A 23,341-nucleotide genomic window follows, 5' to 3' on the forward strand; every position below is an offset into this window, starting at 1 on the left:
GAAGCCATGGCTGAAAAGGGGACATGGACAGTAAAAAAAGGTTTAGCGGAAATGCTTAAGGGCGGAGTAATTATGGATGTTACTACTCCGGAGCAAGCTAAAATAGCTGAAGAAGCTGGGGCCTGCGCGGTAATGGCGCTGGAAAGAGTACCCGCCGATATACGTGCTGCCGGCGGAGTAGCTAGAATGGCTGATCCTACAGTTATTATACGCATTATGGATGCTGTTACTATCCCGGTAATGGCCAAAGCTAGAATTGGTCATTTTGTGGAAGCACAGATACTGGAAGCTTTAGGTGCTGATTATATAGACGAAAGTGAGGTGCTTACACCGGCGGATGAGCAGTATCACATAGAAAAACATGCTTTTAAGGTGCCTTTTGTGTGTGGTGCTCGTAATCTTGGTGAGGCGCTCAGACGCATTGCCGAAGGTGCGGCTATGATTCGTACCAAAGGTGAACCCGGCACGGGCAATGTGGTAGAAGCCGTTCGCCATATGCGTATGGTGATGGGGCAAATACGCCGGGTGCGAAATTTGCCTAAGGAAGAATTAATGAGTGCAGCCAAAGATATGGGTGCACCCTATGATTTACTTTTATATGTAGCCGAGAATGGTAGATTGCCGGTGGTTAATTTTGCCGCCGGTGGTATTGCGACCCCTGCGGATGCTGCTTTAATGATGCAGTTGGGCTGTGACGGTATTTTTGTTGGTTCCGGTATATTTAAGTCGAATGATCCGCAGTCCAGAGCCAAGGCTATTGTTGCCGCCACTACGCATTTTAATGACCCTAGAATACTGGCTGAGATTTCTCGGGATCTGGGAGAAGCCATGCCCGGTCTTGAAATATCCACTATTGCCCCGGAACAGCGTATGCAGGACAGAGGTTGGTAATAGGAGATAGATTATGTTAATTGGTGTACTTGCCTTACAGGGCGCTTTTCGGGAACATCAATGTTCGCTGGAGAAATGTGGCGTTTCAACTCGCCAGGTCAGGAAACCGTCGGAACTTGATGATATAGATGCTTTGGTGATTCCCGGTGGCGAAAGTACTACTATGGGTAAATTATTAAATGGCTTTGACTTAATGAAACCTATAATAAATTTAGCTAACCAGGGTATGCCCGTTTTTGGTACTTGCGCCGGGCTTATTATGCTGGCCAAGCATATAAGGAATTCCCGGCAGGAAACATTGGCTGCCATGGATATAGAAGTGGAACGCAATGCTTTTGGGCGACAGGTAGATAGTTTTGAAACTGATTTGGATATTCCCGTTTTAGGCAATGATCCCTACCGGGCGGTGTTTATCAGAGCTCCTTATATAACGGAGGTTTCCGAAGGTGTGGATATATTGGCACGCTGTGGAGAAAAAATTGTCTGTGCCCGGCAGGAACGTTTTCTTGTGGCTGCTTTTCATCCGGAATTGACAGATGATTTGCGTATGCACCATTATTTTATCTCGTTAATCGCCGCTAAGACTCCCGTCTCAAATAAGGAAAGGGGACACACCTGCTGAAGTTTGGGTATTTCTCTGGGGACAGGAATGTCCCCGACTAATGGAGTTAAACGGCGATAAACTCGGAATAAGTGCGACTAAGGTTCGGGTGGAAAACACTACCTGAACCAAGTCTTCTTTATTGAAAATGTTGCTAAATGAACAAATGCTATAAAACTATTGCAAAAAAAAGTTGACTGTTGTAATATTTATACTCATCTTTGACACTTATGTGGAGACAAAAAGCCTATATCCCTTGGTAATAAAGGGTCATAGGCTTTTTTCATATTCTATAAAAATGAGTAATGTTTTATTTCTTAGTGAAATTAAAAATTCTTTTTAGCTCTTTTGTATTTACGATCTCGTAGTCTGTTCGAAATCCAAAATGGCTATGCAAAGCATCCGTGATATTGGTGCGTTTATACGTAGGAACAACCCCTTCTCCAGGGATCTTGTAGAAATTCATATCCCGTATCGTTGTTAAAATCTCTTTACATGTGAATTCGCCCCCCAGTTTCTTTTCCAGCATTCGATAGAGGATCAACGACAGGAAACAGGTCATAAAGTGAGCCGTAATCCGGTCGTCTCGGCTCAGATAAACAGGTCTGGCTTTAAATTCACTCTTAATGATGCGAAAGCATTCTTCAATCTCCCATCGTCCCTTGTTCACCTTAACGATATCAGAAATAGAATCTTCTAAATTGGTACAAACCGCATAGAAGCCATCATATTGCGCCTCCTCATTGATCACATCTTGATTGATGCTGAGCAACTCTTTTTCAGCAAGCTCACCATCAGGAGTGCAAAAACTCTTTTGAATAAACCTCCGGTAATCATTAGCATTACACTTTTTTAGTTTGGCTGGGTTTTTCTCCATGATTTTACGGGCGCGTTCAATCTGATTGCTGCGTATGATCTCCTGATAATTTTTATATTTTAAAGAAAAGGTCACAATCAACCTTTGTTCAAGATCACCCTCCTTGAGCCAGCGTTCTTTATAGAAAACCATAGATTCCAGCGTTTTTTTCTCCTCTTCTGAGGTCGTGTCGCTTTGAAACCGCTGAATGACTTCCGTTAGATTGTAAGAGGTTTTCGTCTTATCGTGCGAAGACGTTTCACTCTTGTGTTTATTAAGGCTCCAGTCTGCCGGATCGAGCGCCCACTCTTTCAAAAATTGCTTCAACTTCTTGATCGACTGGGTGGTGATAAAAGCTCGCTCTTGGATGTCGTTAAACTTCCGGTTGGCGGTACTGGCAAGACCGGCATCAGTACAGACAACAAATTGAGAGAGTTTAAAATTGGCAAGGATTTTCCGTTCTAAAGGTTTCAGGGTCACCTGCTCATTGGTATTTCCGGGATGAATACAGAAAGCCAAAGGAACACCATCACCATCCATAAACAATCCCATTTCCACAAGGGGATTCGGACGGTTCTCCTTGCCTTTGCCATACTGTTTTAAGCCCTCAGCCTGTTCAATTTCAAAGAAGAAGTTAGTGCAGTCATAGAACAAAACCGCTGTGTTGCGCTTGCAAGCGTTAAGGCTGTTTTTATATACCTGAGCTTGGATGAAATCACTCTCCTTGGCTAAAATCTCCAATGCACGATATACATGCTGCAGCTCAAGGCGCGGTTGCTCAAGAAAGTTCCGCACCAGTTCCTTGGTAGCAAGCTTTGAGCCGGGAAAGAGGATGCGGCCATAAAGGAGCGAGGCAAGAATCGTATTTAAATCAAAGGTGATTTTGTATTTTTTCTGAAGGACAGCACAAATTTTATGTAGACCCAAACTGTGATACAGACTTTGCAAGAACAAATAGCCGCCATTGAATGAAGCCTGGCGATCTTTAGCGATAACTTTTGTAGGGGAAAACTCAACTATAACTTTGCGTTGAGATTCTTTTTCTTGACGATTAAGTTCATCGATATAAGCCTTAGCCCATTCGTAGGGATCACGACCGTTTAATTTTTTACGGAGCTCCTTTTCCGTGCCAAGTTTTTCAACGATTTTAGTGGAGCGCACCCCCTTTTCATAGACGGACTTAATCACATAAAAAGAGGTGGCGTTTTTTGATTTGGATAAAGATAATCGCATACCTTAAAAACCCCCAATCCTTTGTATTGTAACACAATACCAAACATTACGCAATAGTAAACCAGGAAATTTGACAAAAAAATAAGCCTATTTCAAGGCTTCCAGCGTTTTTTTGACCATGCAACTGTCAAAGACCCGGGACACACCTGCTGAAGTTTGGGTATTTCTCTGGGGACAGGAATGTCCCCGACTAATGGAGTTAAACGGCGATAAACTCGGAATAAGTGCGACTAAGGTTCGGGTGGAAAACACTACCTGAACCAAGTCTTCTTTATTGAAAATGTTGCTAAATGAACAAATGCTATAAAACTATTGCAAAAAAAAGTTGACTGTTGTAATATTTATAGGTACCTCTAAATTAAATTATGAAACCCGATGCAGGGGTAAAGTAGCTACATGCAACTCACAGAGAGCCGGTGGCGGGTGTGAACCGGTGGTTGTATCTTTAGCGAAAAGGCTCCCCGTAGGGGGTCCGCTGAAAACAGCAGTAGGCGGACACGGATAGTTCCGTTATTTAAACGAAGAGGATTTGTTGAATATGTTTTACATATTTAAACAAATCAATATGGGTGGCACCGCGGGAGAAAATACCTCTCGTCCCTGTGATTAATATTATAGGGATGGGAGGTTTTATTTTTAAGTTAATTTAAGTGAAAAATTTTATTTCAATTACGGATATAATTATTATTTAACAGAGGAGGATTACATATGCAGGACAAAAGTTATTTAATGATTCCGGGGCCGACACCGGTACCGCCGACAGTGGTGGCTGCAATGACTGCGCCCATGATTGGTCACCGTAGTGAAGATTTTCAGGTGCTGCATAAAGATATAATTTTTAAACTGCAAAAATTGTTTCAAACCCAAAATGAAATGTATGTTTTAACCAGCTCGGGCACCGGTGGTATGGAATCTGCAGTGGCTAATACGGTAAGCCCCGGGGATAAGGTGCTTACTTTAGTAGGCGGTAAGTTTGGCGAGCGCTGGACTGAATTGACCAAGCAGTATGGGGCCGAAGTAATTGAGTTAAACTTTGAATGGGGTACCCGTGTAGATCATCAGGTAGTTCAGGAAAAGCTGGCGGCCAATCCAGATATTAAAGTTGTTTTTGCTACCCAAAATGAAACCTCCACAGGTGTAACTAATGATATTGAAAGCATTGGTAAAATAGTTGCCAAAACTCCTGCCCTATTAGTAGTGGACGGAGTTAGCGGTGTGGGCGGTATTGAAATAAAAGTTGATGATTGGCATGTGGATATTCTAACTACCGGCTCGCAAAAATCATTAATGCTGCCTCCGGGACTGGCTATTCAGAGTATTAGTGACAAAGCCTGGAAAGTAATTGAAGCTAATAAATCTCCCCGCTATTACTTTAGTTTATTGAGAGCCAGGAAACAATATCCCAAATGGAACACGGCATATACTCCGGCGGTATCGCTTTTTGTCGGTCTTAACGCCGCGCTGGATATGATGCTGGCCGAAGGCCTGGATAATGTTTATGCCCGGCATAAGTTGTTGCGCAATGCCACCCGGGCCGCTATTGGGGCACTGGGATTGAAATTAATGACCGATGACAGCTGCGCTTCTCCCGTGGTTACATCGGTATACGCACCGGAAGGTATTGGTTCGGATGATATCCGTAAGGTATTGAAAAATGAATATAATATAACGTTTGCGGGTGGGCAGGCTCAGTTGAAAAATAAAATAATGCGGATTGCTCATATGGGTTTCGCTGATCAAATGAATGTATTAATTGCTATCGCCGGCTTGGAAATGGCACTGCAAAAGCTTGGGTATCCAGTTGAGCTTGGCGCCGGTGTAAAGGCAGCCCAGCAAGTGTTTTTGGGGGTGTAAAAATGGCACAATTTAAAGTATTGGCAATGGATAATGTTTCGCAAAAAGGTTTGGAACCATTGTACAACGACTCGGATATTGAAGTGGTTATCGGCAGTAAAATGACTGAAGATGAGCTGATAGCTGTAATCGGTGATTATGATGCTATGATTGTACGCAGCGCCACTAAAGTGACCCCCCGGGTGCTGGAAAACGCCCCTAAACTAAAAGTGGTGGGCCGGGCCGGTGTCGGCGTGGATAATATTGATCTCAATGCTTCTACCCAGCATGGCGTGTTGGTGGTTAACGCTCCTGACGGCAATACTATTGCGGCTGCCGAACATACTATGGCTATGATGTTGGCGCTGGCCAGAAATATTTCTCAGGCAGTGGGAAAAATGAAAAACGGTGTGTGGGATAAAAAGGCCTTCTTGGGTGTGGAACTTCGGGGTAAAACGCTGGGCGTTATCGGTTTGGGCAGGATTGGCTCGGCGGTGGCCCGGCGCGCTCAGGCCATGGAAATGGATATAGTGGCCTATGATCCCTATATTTCCGCGGAAAAGGCGGAAGCCATGGGCATAAAGCTGGCTGCCATGGATGAGTTATTGCCGGCAGCTGATTTTATTACAGTGCATATGCCTAAAACCAAAGAAACCTATCATATGCTGGATGATAAAGCCTTTGCTGCTATGAAAGACGGGGTGCGGGTTATCAACTGCGCCCGGGGCGGTATTATAGACGAGGAAGCTCTTTACAAGTACATGCAGTCGGGGAAAGTGGCCGGTGCGGCTCTGGATGTTTTTGAAAAGGAACCGAATACGGGCAGTCCTCTACTGGAAATGAACAACTTTATTGCCACTCCGCACTTGGGCGCTTCCACTGCCGAGGCACAGATTAACGTAGCTGTGGATGTAGCTGAAGAAATTGTAGACGCTCTTAAAGGTAAGGTAGTACGTAATACCGTAAACATTCCATCAGTTAAGCCTGAAGTTATGTCTAAAATTAAGCCGTACCTAAAGTTGGCTGAAAAATTGGGTAAATTCCAAGCTCAGCTGGTAGAAGGCCGGGTTAATAAAATAGAGATTACTTATAACGGTGATCTGGCCGGTGAGGATGTCAAGCCAATTACAACCGCGGTGGTAAAAGGTTTTTTGGATCCTATTTTACAAGAATCAGTAAACTTTATTAATGCGCCTATCTTAGCTAAAAATCGAGGCATCAGTGTGGTACAAATCGTTAATGGCCGGGCTGACGGTTATGCCAGCTTGATTACTTTGACAGTAGTATCAGATAAGGGAGAAAAATCGTTATCGGGAACCTTATTCCAAGAAAATGATCCTCGCATTGTGATGGTGGATGGTTACCGGGTGGACGCGGTCCCCGAAGGAAATATGCTTTATGTACCACACATAGATAAGCCAAGAATTATCGGCCCTGTAGGTATGTTAATTGGCGAACACCATATAAATATAGCCAGTATGCAGGTGGGACGTAAGGAAATCGGCGGCAAGGCCGTGATGATGCTTTCGGTGGATGCCCCGGTCCCTGAAAAAACCTTGCAAGCCATTGGCGAATTAGACGGCGTGCTGGATGTAAAGTTTGTTAGCTTATAGTTTTACTTGCTTTCATAAATATGGTACAATTATGTCGGCTTAAGCCGACATTTTTGTTTTATACAAATCCTAAACAGTTAATAATAGTTAAAAAGAGGAGTTAATCCTTTATTGTGTGAAGTGGCATATTGAATAAATGATATGTACACTTTTATTGCTTTGTGGAGGTTTTCCGATATGTTGGATTTGAAATTTGTACGAAACAATTCTGAAATTGTTAAAGAGGCGTTGCAAAAAAGAGGAGCCAGTATTTCACTTGATCCTTTTTTGGCACTTGATGAGCGCCGCCGGGAAAAGCTGACCGAGGTGGAGAAACTTAAAAATAAACGCAATGTGGTGTCCGAGGAGATTGGCCGGCTGAAAAAGGCCGGGCAGCTGGCCGAGGATATGGTACTGGAAATGCGGCAGGTTTCCAACGCTATTAAAAATATAGATGACGAAATTCGTATTTTGGATCAGCAATTGCAGCAGACATTGCTAAATATCCCTAATATTCCCGAAGAAAGTGTGCCCGTGGGGTTGGATGAAAGTGACAATGTTGAGTTGCGGCGCTGGGGTGAGCCCAGACAGTTCGGTTTTGAACCCAAACCCCACTGGGATATCGGTGAGGCGCTGGATATATTGGATTTTGAACGGGGCGGCAAGGTTACAGGCGCTAGATTTCTTTTTTACAAAGGTGCCGGCGCGGCCCTGGAGCGTGCTGTGTTTAATTTTATGCTGGATGTGCATACGAAGGAGCACGGCTATGTGGAGCTAATGCCTCCGTTTATGGTTAACAGCAACAGTATGATCGGCACAGGTCAACTGCCCAAATTCGCCGAGGATATGTTTAAAGTTGAGAATACGGATTATTATTTGATACCTACCGCCGAAGTGCCGGTAACCAATCTTTACAGTAATGAAATATTGGATGGCGATAAATTGCCTATTTATCATTGTGCCTACAGCGCTTGCTTCAGAGCCGAGGCAGGGGCGGCGGGACGGGATACCCGGGGCCTGATCAGGCTGCACCAGTTTAACAAGGTAGAACTGGTTAAGTTCGCTCGCCCCGAGGATTCCTTTGCGGAACTGGAGAAATTGACTCAAAATGCCGAGAAAATACTGCAGTTGCTGGAACTGCCTTACCGGGTGGTTGTTTTAAGTACCGGTGACCTGGGTTTTAGCTCTGCTAAAACCTATGATTTAGAGGTATGGCTGCCCAGTTACAACAGTTATAAAGAGATTTCTTCCTGCAGTAATTTTATGGATTTCCAGGCCCGGCGGGCCAATATCAGGTACCGGGAGGGTAAAGCCAAGCCCCGTTTTGTACACACTTTAAACGGTTCAGGCCTGGCCGTGGGCCGGACGGTAGCCGCTATATTGGAAAACTGTCAGACCGACACAGGTGCGGTGAAGGTACCGGCGGTGTTACAGCCGTACATGGGTGGCATTAAAGAGATATATTGACACTATTGAGGGGGGAACGGTGTTATTGACACCTTACTTTTACTGTGTTATACTTTTTATTGTCTCTGGTTGATTGAAATTGACTGGAGGGGTGTCCGAGCGGTTTAAGGAGGCGGTCTTGAAAACCGTTGAACCTTCACGGGTTCCGTGGGTTCGAATCCCACCTCCTCCGCCATTTTAATAATCTGACATTATGGAGAGATGGCCGAGTAGGTCGAAGGCGGTCGCCTGCTAAGCGATTATACGGGCTAAAACTCGTATCGAGGGTTCGAATCCCTCTCTCTCCGCCAGTAGAAAACCACGGATTTAAATCCGTGGTTTTCTGATGAATTGACTATGCTTTAGTAACTATGATATATTCCATGTGATGTGAAAAGTGATTTACCTGTTTATTAACGTCTTTTTTTGCTAGTTGACTTTTACGAGTGCTTTTGTTACAATTGTATTTGCGGTGCTGTTGAAGCGCCATGGATGAAAAAACAATATGTGCCTGTGGCTCAATTGGATAGAGCATCTGACTACGGATCAGAAGGTTGGGGGTTCGAGTCCCTTCAGGCACGCCACAATTTTACGGCGACACAAAAGTATATATACTAATTGTGTCGCTGCATTTTATTGGTGTAGCAGTGGGTTTATCGTAAGTTTCACTATTGTAATGTGAATATACTGTTAAGCGCCTGTAGCTCAGAGGATAGAGCAGCGGTTTCCTAAACCGCGTGCCGGGGGTTCGAGTCCCTCCAGGCGCACCATTATTTTTAAAGGGGAACCTTTGTTGAACCAGGCCGGTTATATGCGCGAGGCTCTGGCGGAAGCCGAAAAAGCTTACGCTTTGGGTGAAGTGCCTGTTGGTGCGGTGGTGGTACTGGACGATAAAATTATTGGCCGGGGCCATAATTTGCGGGAAACATTGGTGGACAGCACCGCCCATGCGGAAATCATGGCGCTGAGACAGGCGGCCCGCCATATTGGAGATTGGCGCTTAAATGGATCCGTACTTTATGTTACGCTGGAGCCATGTCCCATGTGTGCGGGGGCCCTGATTCAATTCAGAGTGCAAACTTTGGTGTACGGTGCCCGGGACCCCAAGGCCGGAGCAGTGGATTCAATTATGGATGTAGTGAGGGAACCACGCTTTAACCACCAGGTGGCGGTGGTGTCCGGTGTACTTGAGGATGAGTGCCGGGCAATTTTAAAACGTTTTTTTAAAGAGCTGAGGGAAAATAAATTTAAACGTTAAATGTGGAGAGATGGCTGAGCTGGTCGAAGGCGCTCGACTCGAAATCGAGTAGGCCGTTAGTAGCGGTCTCCAGGGTTCGAATCCCTGTCTCTCCGCCAGAATTGATAAATGCAAGGGATTTTCACGGTTTATTAAGGTGAGAATCCCTTGTTGGTTTTGTGGGCTAATTTGGGGCAAAGCCGACGGGGGAGCCGACGCGAAAGACTTTTTCAACAATTCAACAACCGGCACTGCAATACTGCAACACCTCCTGTAAGGTGAATGCTTTTGTTTGGTGAAGATTTTAAAAATGAGAACAAAAGCCTATAATCGCTAAAAGGCACGGAAATGGAGTGATGAATCATCCACAACCGTGCTTTTTAATTAATATTACTTTCCCCACACAGAGTATTTTGCTTTGTTTCCATACTTTTTTGCTAACAAAAGGCCAAGTTCCTTAAACTTCAGCACGAAACCGCGTATCGTTGCATAGGCGGCGTTGCCGAAATCGTGCTCAAGCTGTTTGGTTGAAAATTCGTCATTCCCGTATGCGGACAGAACAAAATTCCAAAGGTCCTTTTCCTTCTCTGTGATTTTACCATCATCCAATGCTTTACTGAAAGCTGCCATCGTATTGACTTGCGGCAGCGTATTGTCGAGTTTGTTGTATACATTTTCGATGAAGTAAACCAGGAACGGCGTTACATCCATTACGCCGCTGATCTTTGTGTTTTTCTCAGCCAGCGAATAGGCGTTGTAATATCCTTTTCGGCTTCGCTCAATGTAACTGGAAAACGGGATAAACAATGCGGACGAGTAACCCTGCCGCCTCAAATACCACAAATGCACAAATCTGGCCATGCGACCATTGCCGTCAAAATATGGATGCAGATACGCGATATAGAAATGGATCACCGCTGCCTTGAGCAGGTCGTTCATGGTGCTTTCCTCATTGATGAAGGCTATGAATCTAGTCATATATTTAGAAAGCTTTTCAGAAGGCAGACCGGTATGCTCCAATTCCTGACCGACGACGTACACATTATCGTGCCGATAGAACATGCCAGGCTTAAGCTTGGCATGTTCCGGCAGATATTGGCCGATAGCTATGTCATAAAGAGCGTGTATGTTTTCCTCATTGATTTCGTTGGCGGGATTGGAGATAAATTCAAGGCCCTTTTTCATGCCATAGATGCGATTCTCACTCTCGTCGGCGGGCGCGTAGCCGCGCAATATTTTTCTTACGCCGCCCCGCAAGAAATCAATGCTTTCTATGGTGAGTGATGATGCAATCTCGTCCTCCATTGCCTTGAGCCCAAAAGCTTCGTTTGAGTTTTGGGGCGTGAGGAGGAGTTTGACTGCCTTCATCCGTACCTGTGCCACATTTTCCATATAGACAAGATCATTCCCGCTAAAGTCCGGGATAGGCATGGTTTTATAAACACTGTATTTCAACAGTTCTATGAGTTCTCTCAGGTCAACGTCCGGGAACTTGTATTTTATTTTTTTCAAATCGGTAATGCTTTTGTCCGAGAGTATTTTGGCATAAAGCACAGCGTCCATAAGCCCGTCTCCTTTATGATAGTATATAGTATCATTATGTATCGGTGCAACAAAGATTATACCTGATTGCAAGCATACGCGAGGTAAGGGCGAAGATCCGCTGTGTGGCCATGAAACGTTATCCTTTATATCTGATGCATTCAAATGCAATGATAGCTTTAACTGTTAAAATTCATAATCATTATAATGGAGCGCCTACATTACTATTACCTATTATCCCAATATGCATGATGATCTTAATGGCATACTTAGTTGCAAAATTTATTGAACCTAATTTAAAGGATCTAATTGATTTAGCAGCTAGAAAGAAATCCGGGAGATGAGGACTTATCAAACAACAGAATAAAAGCAGGGGGCAATTATGAACATGTTAAGGCGTAACATAAATAAAATATTGACAAGGGAAAATATTTTGCTATAATCTAATTATTGGTTAAGTCCTTTTCTGGAAAAGGCTATAAACAAAGATACAGAGACAAAAAAAACAAGTCCGAGAACAGGCCATTCTCGGACTTGACGCTGAGAATCAGCTCATGTCTTCTTCTATGTAATCACATAATACCGTAAAACAAACCCCTTAGCAAGGTGTTTATTTTTTGCTGGTGGATGCAATTTGTCTCGGAAAGGAGAAACTATGACACGCCAGCCAAATCGCACTTTACAAGATGAGTCCTTTCATCCGCGGACGATTTTAGCCGTATGGAATAAGGCCACCATTGTCTCCAACCATTATTGCGATTTAAGAAAAGACCGGTGCGGCGCATGGATTAGATTTGCTGATTATGATAATGTCAATTCGGATTTCGGTTGGGAAATTGACCATAAGAAGCCGGTGGCCAGGGGTGGCACAGATGACTCAGATAATCTTCAACCGCTGCATTGGCGCAATAATCGGGGTAAAGGCGATAATTGGCCGAATTGGACTTGTTCATATCGGCAGGATAGTTAGTTTGCATATTGCTATCGGAAAATGACATAATTATGATTGGAAAACATTTCTATTTAAAAATTAAATCTGTTTCTACACGCCAAAGCCACTCTTATATAGCAGTGGCTTTGGCTTCCCTTGATCTAGAACCGATCCATTTCTTACATCAAGTCTGTTGTAGGGGGTGAAAAGATATGTTTCCAAGAAGAGTAAAACTGGAGAAAATAGCTTATATCTTAAATGGTGTGGCTGATACCAGGCAAGCGAGGAAAGCGGATACTTCAGGTGTGTTAACCTACAAATTTATTCAGCCCAACCATTTGGGAATTTTTAATGATATACATAATACTTCAGAGATAAGAAGATATACCTCTCTTGATCATAGCTATTTTATTCAAAAGAACGATATTTTATTAAAACGGCTGAATCCGGACAATGCTACGCTAATTATTGACGACATGCCAAATACAGTTTTTTCAAGTAATCTATTTGTTGTTCGAGTTTTTAAAAACTATTATCCGGCCTATATTGCCTGCCTGCTGGAAAACCAGGGCCTGACCTATCTTAATAGCCACATTGTCGGTTCGGTTGCGGCCATTAAATCCGTGTCCGCCAAATCATTGGCTGAGTTGGATGTTCCCGCTATAGAATACGATAAACAGATAGCAATAGGTCAGATGTGGCTGCTGTATAAAAAGCGAAAAAAGCTGCTGAAAAATATGATTGAAGAAGATCAAAGGTTTATGGCAGCGGTAATAAATAGTATTACCTGGAGGTTATAAGGGGGAAGTGTAAATGGCTACTACAAGAAAAGATATTGAGGCGGCTCTTTGGAGAGGTGCGAATACTTTTAGAGGAGCTATAGATGCGGCTAACTATAAAGATTACATATTACCTATGCTTTTTGTGAAATATTTGAGCGATACCTATTTGGAAAAGCTCGAAGAGTTGGAGAAAAAATATAATGACCCGGTGAGGGTAGAAAGAGCAATAAGAAGACTTCCTTTTGTTATTAAAGAAAAACACAGATTTTCCTGGCTTTATCAAAACAGGTATAACAATAATTTGGGGGAATTAATTAATATTGCCTTGCGGGGAATTGAAGATGATAATCCTTCGCTGTTTAACCGGGTATTTAGAAATATTGACTTTAATAGTGAAGCCATGCTGGGCAATCATAAACAAAAGAATACCCGGTTGAGGGAATTGCTTGAGGATTTTGAGCCCCTTGATTTGCGTCCTTCTTCCATCCAGCCTGAGGAAGGTAAGGTGGCGGCCGACACCATAGGCGATGCCTATGAATATATGATTGGCGAGTTTGCCAGGCAGGCGGGTAAAAAAGCCGGATCTTTCTTCACCCCGTCGGAAGTTTCGGAACTGATGGCATACATTGTTAATCCCAAAATTAATGACACTATGTATGACCCAACGTGCGGCTCCGGTTCTTTGCTTATTAAGACCGGGAAGAAAGCCATTGAGAAGGAAAATGGCAATGTAAAGATTCTTGCTTTGTACGGGCAGGAAATGAACGGATCTTCCTGGTCTATGGCTAAAATGAACATGTTTATCCATGAAATTATGGACGCCAAGATTGCCTGGGGCGATTCCCTTGCCAATCCCATGCACCTGGACTCCGACGGCAATCTTATGCAGTTTGATGTCATCGTAGCGAATATGCCCTTTTCGCAGGATAAATGGGCGGCAGGTTTTAACACCGGCGGCGAAATGGCCGGCAAAGGCAAGGAATTCAAGATGGAAGCAGCCCTTGATAAATATCACCGCTTTGACTGGGGAGTTCCCCCTGCCAGTAAAGGCGATTGGGCGTTTTTGCTGCATATGATAGCCAGTCTGAAAAGCGGTGGCAGAATTGCCGCCGTTGCTCCCCATGGTGTTTTATTCAGAGGTGCGTCCGAAGGAAGGATCAGACAGGCCGTAATCGAAAAAAACTTGTTGGATGCGGTTATCGGTTTGCCCGCAAACCTTTTTTACGGCACCGGCATTCCGGCATGCATCCTGGTGTTTAAGAAAAACCGCAATCGTGATGATGTGCTTTTTATTGACGCCTCCGGCAAGGATGAAAACGGCAACCTTCGCTATGCGAAAGATAAGAACCAGAACAGGCTTGAAACAAAACACGTCAACGATATTGTAAAGGCTTATGAGAACCGTGCGGAGATTAAAAAATTCGCTCATGTGGCAGCCGCCGACGAGATAAAAGCCAACGAATACAACCTGAATATCCCCCGGTATGTTGATACTTTTGAGGAAGAGGAATTGGTGGATATTGAACAGGTAAAAAACAATATTGCCGATATCCAAAAGGAGCTTGCCGAAGTGGAAGCTCAGATGGCCAGGTATCTCAAGGAGCTGGGATTATGAGCGATATTCAAAAATATGGTAAAATTAAAGGCTAGAACAAAAGAGAAAGACGGTTAGGAAATTCCTGATAATCTGTGGAGGATAAAACATTTTATCTTCGCACAGCCTGTAATCCCCGCCCTCTGAGGCCGGGGGTTAATAGACTGTAAGCTCGAAATAAGTGCGACTAAGGTTCGGATAGGGTGGTCAAAACCCCACCTGAACCAAGTCTTCTTTATTGTGCAATGAAACATTGGACAAGGTGGTCATGCATGAATAGAATTTGTTATAATTATAAGAACTACCTATTCCCGGAAGACTGGGCGGAATACAAGTTAAGCCAACTATTGGAGGTTGTTGAAAGGCCGGTTAATATGGTAGATGATCAAGAATATAACCTCATTACAATTAAACGAAATTTTGGAGGAATTGAAAGTCGAGGTAAATTAACCGGGGAAAGAATTCTGGTGAAAAGCCAGTTTGAAATACGTGAAGGTGATTTCATTATTTCAAAGAGACAGATAGTACACGGAGCATGTGCTATTGTCCCCAAGAAGTACGAAGGGGCGACCGTGTCCAACGAATATGATGTTATGAACTGTAATAACAGGTTATTGCCATCTTTTTTTAAATACTATGTGCAATTGCCTTTTATGAGAAGATATTTTTATATTGCCAGTGATGGCGTTCATGTTGAAAAATTACGATTTAAAACGGATGCCTGGCTAAGACAAAAAATTCGTATTCCATCGGTTATGGAACAACAAAGTATTACCTCGATTCTAACTGCCTGTGATAAGGTTATTTGTTTAAAAGAACAGCTAATCGCTGAGAAAAAAAAGCAAAAAAAGTGGTTGATGCAGAATCTGCTCACAGGTAAGAAAACACTACCCGGATTTAAAGGTGAATTTCGGGAAATTAGGTTGGGGGATATTGGTAATACATATGCTGGCCTAAGCGGGAAAAGTAAAGGTGATTTTGGGTATGGAAAGTATTTTATTCCATACATAAATGTTTTTGAAAACACTGTAATCGATACGAAAAAATTAGAGTTTGTAAATATATCAGAAAATGAAAAACAGAATAAGGTTCTTTATGGAGATATTCTATTTACAAGTACTTCCGAGACTCAGGGCGAAATTGGGATGTCTTCTGTTTATCTTGATAATATAGATAATGTTTATCTTAATAGCTTTTGCGTGGGATTTAGAATGAATAATTTTGATACTTTATTACCTGAGTTTGCATGTTACTATTTTAGGGGTTCTTATTTTAGAAGTGTCCTTAATATGTTGGCTCAAGGGGCAACAAGATATAATTTATCGAGGTCCAGCTTGGTTAATATTTGCGTTAAAGTACCTGCAGTAACTGAGCAATCTGCTATTGCCGAAATTTTATCTACAGCGGATCGTGAAATAGAACTGCACAAAAAGCAGCTCGATGAACTGAAGGAACAGAAAAAAGCTCTGATGCAGCTGCTGCTGACAGGGATTGTGAGAGTCAACACTGAGAAGGTGAATTAATGTCCAACCATACCATATTCGACGAACGCCCGGAAAGCCAGGACCGGGCCATAGAGGTTCTAGAAAAGTTAGGTTACCAATACATACCCCGTTCGCAGGCGGAAGCATTACGCGGGCGGCTTTCCAATGTCCTGTTTCCCGAGGTCCTGCGTGAGTTTTTGCAACGCCAGTCCTTTGTATACAGGGGCAGGCAAATGCCTTTTTCCGACCGGTCTATAGGCAAGGCCATTAACGATATCGACGTGCCGCTGGTTTCCGGGCTGATGTCGGCGAGCAAAACGATCTATGACCTGCTCCTTTCCGGCAACAGTTATGGAGAGGACTTATTTGACGGCGGCCGTCAATCCTTTGATTTAAAGTTTATTGACTGGGAGCAGCCCGAGAACAATATATGGCAGGTGACGGATGAATTTTCGGTGGAACGTCCGAACGGCAAATATGTGCGGCCGGATATAGTGCTGCTGGTCAATGGTATCCCCCTTGTAGTGATGGAGTGTAAAAAATCCAGTATTGATGTGGATAAAGGCGTTGCCCAAAATATACGCAATTGGCAGCCTGACTACATTCCCCAGCTGTTTAAATATATTCAAATTGTTATGGCCATGAACCCAAACACCGTTAAATACGGTACTTGCGGTACGCCGACCGAACACTTTAACATATGGCGGGAAAAGAATTATGAGTGGCAGCAGGAAAAATGCAACAAGGTCAGTCCGGACGGAAGAGTTACAGAACAAGACAGAACCATCGTTTCCATGCTTTCCAGGGATAGGCTGCCGGAACTGATTCGCCATTTCATATTATACGATAACAATGTAAAGAAAATTGCCCGCTATCAGCAATTTTTCGGTATACAGGCAGCCATGAAACGCATTAAAGGGGAAGATGGCAAGGGTACTAGAAACGGTGTGATCTGGCATACGCAAGGCAGTGGAAAATCTCTTACCATGGTGATGCTGGTTAAAAAAATAATAGCTGATCCGGATATCAGAGAGCCTCGTTTTATACTTGTAAATGATCGTGTTAATCTGGATAAACAACTGCGGGATAATTTCGCCAAAACGCAGCTTAGCCCGGCCCGGGCCAAAACAGGTAAGGGCTTGATTGCTCTGCTAAATAACAATGGTGAAACTATAATTACTACCCTGATACATAAATTTGACGCGGCGGCCAAAAGAAAAGTCAAAATTAAAGGCGACAATATTTTTTTATTGGTGGACGAAAGCCATCGCACCCACTCGGGCGAACTGCATGACTTTATGCTTGATGTGCTGCCCAACGCGGTAAAAATAGGTTTTACCGGCACGCCGTTGCTTAAGAAACATAAGTTCAATACCTATACACAGTTCGGGCCGCTTATTGACAGTTACCCCATTATCAGGGCTGTAGAAGATGGTGTTATTGTACCCCTTGTCTACGAGGGGAGAATTATTCCACAAGATGTCACAAGCGATAAAATTGATGATTATCTAAAATATATCATTGCACCGCTGAACCGTGAGCGGCAGGAAGATATGAAGCGCAGATGGAGCAGGTTTTTACCCCTGGCCCGGACCCGTCAACGTGTAGACATGGTAGCCTTTGATATTCATGAGCACTTTATGCGTTTTGCCAAGCCGAAGGGATTTAAGGCTATGATTGCAGCCTCTTCACGTTCCACAGCTATTGAACTGCATAAATCAATAAAAAAATTGGGCGGCGTAAAGACGGCGGTGGTGATATCGCCCGAGAACGTTAAAGAGGATGATGAGCTTACCAGCGAAAATAAAGAGATAATAAACGCCTTTTTCAAAGCAGAGGTCGAGCCTCTCTTTGGCAGCAACTACGAGGAATATTATGACTGGGCCAAAAACAGTTTCATTGGCGGCGACGATGTGGATGTGCTTATTGTTAAAGATATGCTGCTGACCGGCTTTGATGCGCCGGTTGCCGCCGTGCTTTATGTGGATAAACCCATGAGGGAACATTCGCTGCTGCAGGCCGTCGCCCGCGTCAATCGTGTATATCACGGTAAAGATTTCGGGCTTATCGTGGATTATTGGGGCATTTTCAGCAAGCTTAACACTGCCATGGATATGTATGCGGATGAAAAATCCGGCATGGATGGATACGAACAGGCCGATATAGAAAGTGCTATTCTTGGCGCTGGTGATCAAAAACTCAAATTGGCTAAGGCATATCAGGAATTGTGGCTAATATTTGAGGGAAAAGATTTTGACCGAAACAGTTCCGAGGGCTGGCAAAGCGTATTGGCAGACGATGACCTCAGAAAAATCTTTTATCAAAGACTATCGGTATTTTCCCGTTTAATTGATTTGGCCATGGGAAGTTATGCGTTGTTTGCAGCTGTTGGATATGACCGGATTCAAAAGTACAAGCAAGATTTGTTTCATTTTCAAAAATTGCGCGGGGCCGTTTTGCTTCGATATAATGAAAAAGTAGATTTTAGTAAATATGAAGACGGTATTCGCAGCCTGCTTAATAATTTTGTTCTATCTAAACCAAGCCAAATTATTGTTGAACCTGTTTCTATTCACGATGCCGAAGGGATGAAGGAACAGCTTGAAAAATTGGATAGTAAAGCCGCCAAAGGGGATGCTATTCGCACCCGTATGGGCAAAGAGCTGGAAACCTGCCGTTATGATGATCCCCTGTTATATAAGAGGTTTTCTGAGCAAGTTAAAGAAACGCTTGAAGAATATACGGTGTCAAGAAATGATGGCGCTTACTTTTTTAAAATGGAAAAAATAGCCGATGATTTTGTAAGAGGCTATACCGGTCATCACTACCCTGTTTGTATAGACAATGACAGCGATGCGAAAGGTTTTTATGGAACGATTCAGGGTATTATTGCCGAAGCTGTAAATGAGGTGCCGCCGGAAATGGATGAAGCAATGGGGCAATTGGCCATTGAGGTCAAAAAAGCTGTTTCAAGCCGCGCAAAAGTGGATTGGCGTAATAATGTAGCCGTGCATAAAGATATGGAACAAGCTCTTGACGACCTGATTTGGGATTTTACTGAAAAATATAATGTAAAATTACCTATTGAAAAAATTGACCTTATATTAGAAGGGCTTAAGAAAACAGCAATTAGCAGGTATTAGGCTATGGAAGAAAAAAACTTATTCAAAACAGAAATTTTTAATGGAACGGAAGTAATTATTGAGCGTAAAAGCGTGAAAAAAATTCGGTTAAAGGTGTTTCCGGATGGAGTCGTCAAAATATCCGTACCGTATGGGGTATCGGATGAATGGATAATCGAATATCTCAGGAGCAAAACCAAATGGGTGCAAAATTCCTTGGCTTATTTCAAAGATACCGAAGCCAGCGAGTTTGAAACAGTTATAAAAAGCGGCATAACCACCCGAATTTTAGGCAGGCAAAAAAGGATTATTATCAATGAAGGGAAAAGGTATAAAATAGAACAAGAGGGTGACTATGTCTTTATACAGTCCCCCATGGTTAGTAATGAACGGGCTCTGCAAAATCAATTTGAGCGCTGGTGGAAAAAACAGAGCAATTTTTATTTTGGGGTGGTTATTGATAAATTTTACCCCATTATTGCCAAGCACGGTATTGATAAACCAACACATCAGGTCAGAAAAATGAAAACCCTCTGGGGCAGCTGCTCCAGAAAGCACGGCAAAATAAATTTAAATTACTATTTGTACAAAGCACCGTCTTGTTGTATTGATTATGTTGTTTTGCATGAACTTACGCATTTTCTTTATTCCAAACATAATAAAGATTTTTATGACTTTCTGACTGTACATATGCCGGATTGGAAAGAGCGCAAAAGAATTCTTGACTACGAAATAGTAAAAGGACTCTGGTATTAAGAGGTAACCTGGCGGTAAAGAAGGTCCGGCTTACTGGACAGTACGAAAACTTAATGATAAAATATATTAAATTTAATATTTCCGTTAACATTTCCGGGTAATCCCGAGCTATTGCTTGGGGGATAATGGGGAACCAGGTGCAAGTCCTGGACGGTCCGGCCACTGTAAATAGAGAGCCTCTTCCGAAAACCACTGTCCGGCATTAATTGGGATGGGAAGGTGGAATGCAGGCAATGACCTATGAGTCAGGAAACAACATGCCTGGAAATGAACATTACCTCCCGAGGAGAGGAATAAAGTGTCTGCTTCACATTATGTGTGCAGGTAAGTGAAGCTGAAACATAAGGCCTTTGTTCTTAGGAGCCAAGGCTTTTATTTATTGTTAAAATATTTTTGGGTGGTGCCGCTTGAGAAGTCGGCATCTTAAATCGGTTTTCTTTGTTGTAAAGGTATGGTATCCCAAAAAAGTGCAAACTTGGGGCCGCAAACCTGAAAACAGCAAGCCCGGGCCTGTTCGGACAACCACAGAAGTATAAAACGGATTTTTTTGTTTTGTACTATGGGGGTTGGTTGAACTATGGCTTGCTTGCGGTCGGCATGATAAAAGAGCTCCCGCGATGGCGGGAGCTCTTTTATCCGCGGAGCTTTTTCAGCTGCTGTTTGTGTTTTCGCAAACGCCGTTATTGGGCTGAACGGCTGAAAATGATCTTGCGTGATGTTATACCCGGTATTTTGTCTTATATGAAATTAGCCAACGCGCGCTTAAATTTATTGACTGCTTAATTAGTGGTTTCTTGCCGTTCCGTAATTATGCTTAAAAATAGGAAGTAATTGATTTCGGAGAGTTCGGGGTGGCAATGGAGCGGAGGCCGGAAAGAACGGCCCGGCGTGTTGCCGGAATGGTATACCGAGTGATAAGGGAGGAAAAAAGTGAGTGCGACAAGCAAAGAATGTTATTGCAGCACAGAAAACCGGTACGGATAAAAAGGCCATGCTTGTTGTTAGCTTCGGGACAAGCTATGACGATACCAGGAAAGCATGCATTGAAAGCGTGGAAAATAAAATTAAAAATACATTTCAAGACTATGAAATGAGAAGAGCATTCACCTCGGAAATAATTATTAAGAAGCTAAAGGAACGGGACAACCTGGTTATTGATGACCCGGACCGGGCGCTCCAAAAGTTGAAGGATGAAGGTTTTACCCGGGTTGTGGTTCAATCCTTACATATTATTCCCGGGGTGGAATATGATGAAGTTCGCGCCCTGGTGGCAAAATATGAATATAAATTTGACAATATAGTATTGGGGCGGCCGATATTGTACTCCAAAGGTGGGGAGGACATTCCCGACGACTATACCATAGCCGTGGAGGCATTAAAGCGGCAGCTGCCTGAATTAACAGATGATACGGCGGTGGTATTGATGGGGCATGGATCGCACCACCCGGCCAATGCGGCTTATGTATGCTTGCAGAGCGTTTTGGACGATATGGGGCTAAATGTCTGCGTGGGGACGGTGGAAGGCTATCCGTCTTTGGATAACGTTAAGAAACGCTTGCAAAACAACCAAATTAAGCATGTTATTCTCATGCCCTACATGCTGGTGGCCGGTGATCATGCTCAAAATGACATGGCCGGAGACGAGGAAGACTCCTGGAAAACTCAGTTGAAAAAAGACGGCTATGTGGTGGATGTGTATCTGCACGGATTAGGTGAGAACCCCGCCTACCATGATATCTATGTTCAACATATTTGGGATGCCATAGCGGCGGGAAAAAGCAGTGGAAGATATCAAGAATTGCAAAAACGCCGGGATCATGCAAATGCTTTGTAATAACAGAAATTTAAGCAGTTGAGATTCATTTCGCCGCAAATCATATTAAAGGGCTGTTGCACAACGGACTAAATAGTTCATAGTGCGGCAGCCTTTTGTAAAGATACCGGATTATTATCGCAATAGTTGGCTGCATCCGGGAAAGGGAGGGTCGCTTACTACTCCATGAAAGTAGTTTTGCGACACCCCCCCTTTTTATGTTCAGCCTTTCAACACCCGGCACCCGAGCCTGCCTTTTCGAACACACACTTAAAGAGGTTAAAGGTAAACTTATGAACCCGAATTTTTTTATATTGTTGTTTAAAATCTATTGAATGATATATGATATATGATATAATAAGTAAAAAATATAATATATGAAAAGGAGACATAGCTATGAAACCGGATCTTAGTGTGGAATTATGTGGCATTAAGTTTAAAAACCCTATAGTAATCGCATCAGCTACCCCTACCAAAGATGCCAAATATATGCGCAGGTGTGTAGAAGGTGGCGCAGGCGGCGTAATCTCCAAAACAATCAGCCCCGAACCGCTGTTGACCAAGTATGTGTCACCCAGATTTACGGTATTACATAAAAAAGGTTGGCCGCAGGTTTATTCCAATTATTCATGTGAATTTCTAGCTACCTACTCAGTTGAAGAGTGGATGAATGAGTTAAAACTGGCCCGTAAATATTGTGACGAAGCAGGCACGGTACTAATAGGCAGTATTTCCGGCGATTCGCTGAAAGCTTGGTCCGAGTTGGCCAAGCAGGTGGAAGATATCGGCGTGGATATGCTGGAATTGAACTTTGGTTGTCCGCACCCGCGTGATCTGGGCTACAAGAGCGGTCAGGAGTTGGGCAGCGATCCCGATGCAGCCGCGGAAGTAACCAAAATTGTAGTAGATTCCGTAAAAATACCTGTTTTTGTTAAACTTACCGCGGAAGCTATCAGCCCGGTATATGTGGCTAAACGCGTTAAAATAGCAGGCGCCGGCGGCGTGACGGTGGTTAACAGGTTCCCGGCTTTGGATGTGGACCTTGATACCGGCCGTCCCCTGCTGCACTCCACCTTTGCCGGAGTGGGCGGTCCCTGGATGAGGCCGATTACTCTGAAATGGATAGCCAAGGTTGCCAGGGAAGTTGGGCTGCCTATTTCCGCAACCAACGGCATCAACAGTTGGAAAGATATGATTAAGTGCACTATGGTTGGCGCAACCACTATTCAAACATGTACCGCATTAATGTATGGCACCAAACAATACGGTCACATTCAGGATTTCCTCGATGGTATGCAAAATTATCTGGCTGAAAAAGGCTATAGTTCACTGAATGATATTAGAGGCATCACTCTCCCGCAAATTAGAACCTGGGATGTAGTGGACCGCGAAACCAAAAACATCTCCAAAGTTAACACGGAAAAATGTGTCGGCTGCGGATTCTGTCCCACCTGGTGTTTCTATGATGCCATATCCATGTATGAACAGGATGACAAAAAGCGCAAAGCCAGTATTGACCCGGAAAAATGCGATGGCTGCGGTCTTTGCGCATCGTTATGCCCCAAAGACGCTATTACCATGGAAGGGCCTGAACGGGTGTTCCTGGGCGACTTTGAATAAGGAGTGCT

16 protein-coding genes, 5 tRNA genes, 1 riboswitch and 1 other annotated feature are annotated in these 23,341 nt (G+C 43.5%); of the genes, 19 read left to right on the forward strand and 2 right to left on the reverse strand.

Features of this window, described 5'->3' with window-relative positions; genetic code table 11:
• The first annotated feature begins 6 nt into the window (after positions 1-6).
• Together pdxS and pdxT are read left to right on the forward strand one after the other, a co-directional pair.
• Complete coding sequence (gene pdxS, locus ABDB91_RS00060; RefSeq protein WP_347491485.1) at positions 7-891, forward strand: pyridoxal 5'-phosphate synthase lyase subunit PdxS; 885 nt, start codon at positions 7-9, stop codon at positions 889-891.
• Positions 892-904: 13 nt separating this feature from the next.
• Complete coding sequence (pdxT, locus tag ABDB91_RS00065) at positions 905-1,513, forward strand: pyridoxal 5'-phosphate synthase glutaminase subunit PdxT (RefSeq protein ID WP_347489503.1); 609 nt, start codon at positions 905-907, stop codon at positions 1,511-1,513.
• Between the two features lie 289 nt (positions 1,514-1,802).
• Here pdxT and ABDB91_RS00070 read toward each other — a convergent pair whose 3' ends face one another.
• A complete protein-coding gene (locus tag ABDB91_RS00070) occupies positions 1,803-3,581 on the reverse strand; it encodes an IS1634 family transposase (protein ID WP_347488947.1) in 1,779 nt (592 codons plus the stop codon).
• Positions 3,582-3,947: 366 nt separating this feature from the next.
• Positions 3,948-4,186: a binding site (T-box leader), on the forward strand.
• Positions 4,187-4,289: 103 nt separating this feature from the next.
• Here ABDB91_RS00070 and ABDB91_RS00075 point away from each other — a divergent pair.
• The 9 genes from ABDB91_RS00075 to ABDB91_RS00115 all read left to right on the forward strand — a co-directional run bounded on the left by ABDB91_RS00075 (position 4,290) and on the right by ABDB91_RS00115 (position 9,808).
• Positions 4,290-5,435, forward strand: coding sequence for an alanine--glyoxylate aminotransferase family protein (locus tag ABDB91_RS00075; RefSeq protein ID WP_347489505.1), 1,146 nt, complete (start codon positions 4,290-4,292; stop codon positions 5,433-5,435).
• A gap of 2 nt (positions 5,436-5,437) precedes the next feature.
• Positions 5,438-7,027 (forward strand): phosphoglycerate dehydrogenase, encoded by a 1,590-nt coding sequence (gene serA, locus ABDB91_RS00080; RefSeq protein WP_347489506.1) that lies wholly within the window; start codon positions 5,438-5,440, stop codon positions 7,025-7,027.
• A gap of 177 nt (positions 7,028-7,204) precedes the next feature.
• A complete protein-coding gene (serS, locus tag ABDB91_RS00085) occupies positions 7,205-8,473 on the forward strand; it encodes a serine--tRNA ligase (RefSeq protein WP_347489508.1) in 1,269 nt (422 codons plus the stop codon).
• Positions 8,474-8,558: 85 nt separating this feature from the next.
• Positions 8,559-8,648: transfer RNA gene (locus tag ABDB91_RS00090), tRNA-Ser, on the forward strand.
• A gap of 20 nt (positions 8,649-8,668) precedes the next feature.
• A tRNA-Ser gene (locus ABDB91_RS00095) sits at positions 8,669-8,763 on the forward strand.
• A 196-nt stretch (positions 8,764-8,959) separates the two neighbouring features.
• Positions 8,960-9,036 (forward strand) — tRNA-Arg (locus ABDB91_RS00100).
• A gap of 110 nt (positions 9,037-9,146) precedes the next feature.
• A tRNA-Arg gene (locus ABDB91_RS00105) sits at positions 9,147-9,222 on the forward strand.
• Between the two features lie 23 nt (positions 9,223-9,245).
• Positions 9,246-9,710 carry a tRNA adenosine(34) deaminase TadA gene (gene tadA / locus ABDB91_RS00110; RefSeq protein ID WP_347489510.1) on the forward strand — a complete coding sequence of 155 codons (465 nt, stop codon included), beginning with the start codon at positions 9,246-9,248 and terminating at the stop codon, positions 9,708-9,710.
• Positions 9,711-9,714: 4 nt separating this feature from the next.
• A tRNA-Ser gene (locus ABDB91_RS00115) sits at positions 9,715-9,808 on the forward strand.
• 271 nt (positions 9,809-10,079) lie between these two features.
• Here the strand turns inward: ABDB91_RS00115 and ABDB91_RS00120 are convergent.
• On the reverse strand, positions 10,080-11,252 hold the full coding sequence (locus tag ABDB91_RS00120; protein WP_347489511.1) for a Fic family protein: 1,173 nt from the start codon (positions 11,250-11,252) through the stop codon (positions 10,080-10,082).
• A gap of 613 nt (positions 11,253-11,865) precedes the next feature.
• Here ABDB91_RS00120 and ABDB91_RS00125 point away from each other — a divergent pair.
• From ABDB91_RS00125 to ABDB91_RS00160, 8 genes are all read left to right on the forward strand, one after another.
• Positions 11,866-12,201, forward strand: coding sequence for an HNH endonuclease signature motif containing protein (locus ABDB91_RS00125; protein ID WP_347489513.1), 336 nt, complete (start codon positions 11,866-11,868; stop codon positions 12,199-12,201).
• 173 nt (positions 12,202-12,374) lie between these two features.
• Complete coding sequence (locus tag ABDB91_RS00130; RefSeq protein WP_347489515.1) at positions 12,375-12,962, forward strand: hypothetical protein; 588 nt, start codon at positions 12,375-12,377, stop codon at positions 12,960-12,962.
• 13 nt (positions 12,963-12,975) lie between these two features.
• Complete coding sequence (locus ABDB91_RS00135; RefSeq protein WP_347489517.1) at positions 12,976-14,559, forward strand: type I restriction-modification system subunit M; 1,584 nt, start codon at positions 12,976-12,978, stop codon at positions 14,557-14,559.
• A gap of 251 nt (positions 14,560-14,810) precedes the next feature.
• The gene (locus ABDB91_RS00140; protein ID WP_347489519.1) at positions 14,811-16,061 is read left to right on the forward strand and encodes a restriction endonuclease subunit S; all 1,251 of its coding nucleotides are present in this window, start codon (positions 14,811-14,813) and stop codon (positions 16,059-16,061) included.
• On the forward strand, positions 16,061-19,165 hold the full coding sequence (locus ABDB91_RS00145; protein ID WP_347489521.1) for an HsdR family type I site-specific deoxyribonuclease: 3,105 nt from the start codon (positions 16,061-16,063) through the stop codon (positions 19,163-19,165). Before ABDB91_RS00140 ends, ABDB91_RS00145 begins: the two co-directional genes overlap by 1 nt.
• A 3-nt stretch (positions 19,166-19,168) precedes the next feature.
• The gene (locus ABDB91_RS00150) at positions 19,169-19,900 is read left to right on the forward strand and encodes a SprT family zinc-dependent metalloprotease (protein ID WP_347489523.1); all 732 of its coding nucleotides are present in this window, start codon (positions 19,169-19,171) and stop codon (positions 19,898-19,900) included.
• 78 nt (positions 19,901-19,978) lie between these two features.
• Positions 19,979-20,180, forward strand: a riboswitch (cobalamin riboswitch).
• 654 nt (positions 20,181-20,834) lie between these two features.
• On the forward strand, positions 20,835-21,734 hold the full coding sequence (locus tag ABDB91_RS00155; protein ID WP_347489525.1) for a sirohydrochlorin cobaltochelatase: 900 nt from the start codon (positions 20,835-20,837) through the stop codon (positions 21,732-21,734).
• Between the two features lie 375 nt (positions 21,735-22,109).
• Positions 22,110-23,333 (forward strand): tRNA-dihydrouridine synthase, encoded by a 1,224-nt coding sequence (locus ABDB91_RS00160; RefSeq protein ID WP_347489527.1) that lies wholly within the window; start codon positions 22,110-22,112, stop codon positions 23,331-23,333.
• The last annotated feature ends 8 nt before the right edge of the window (positions 23,334-23,341 follow it).

Source organism: Desulfoscipio sp. XC116, assembly GCF_039851975.1.
Taxonomy (GTDB): Bacteria; Bacillota; Desulfotomaculia; order Desulfotomaculales; family Desulfallaceae; genus Sporotomaculum.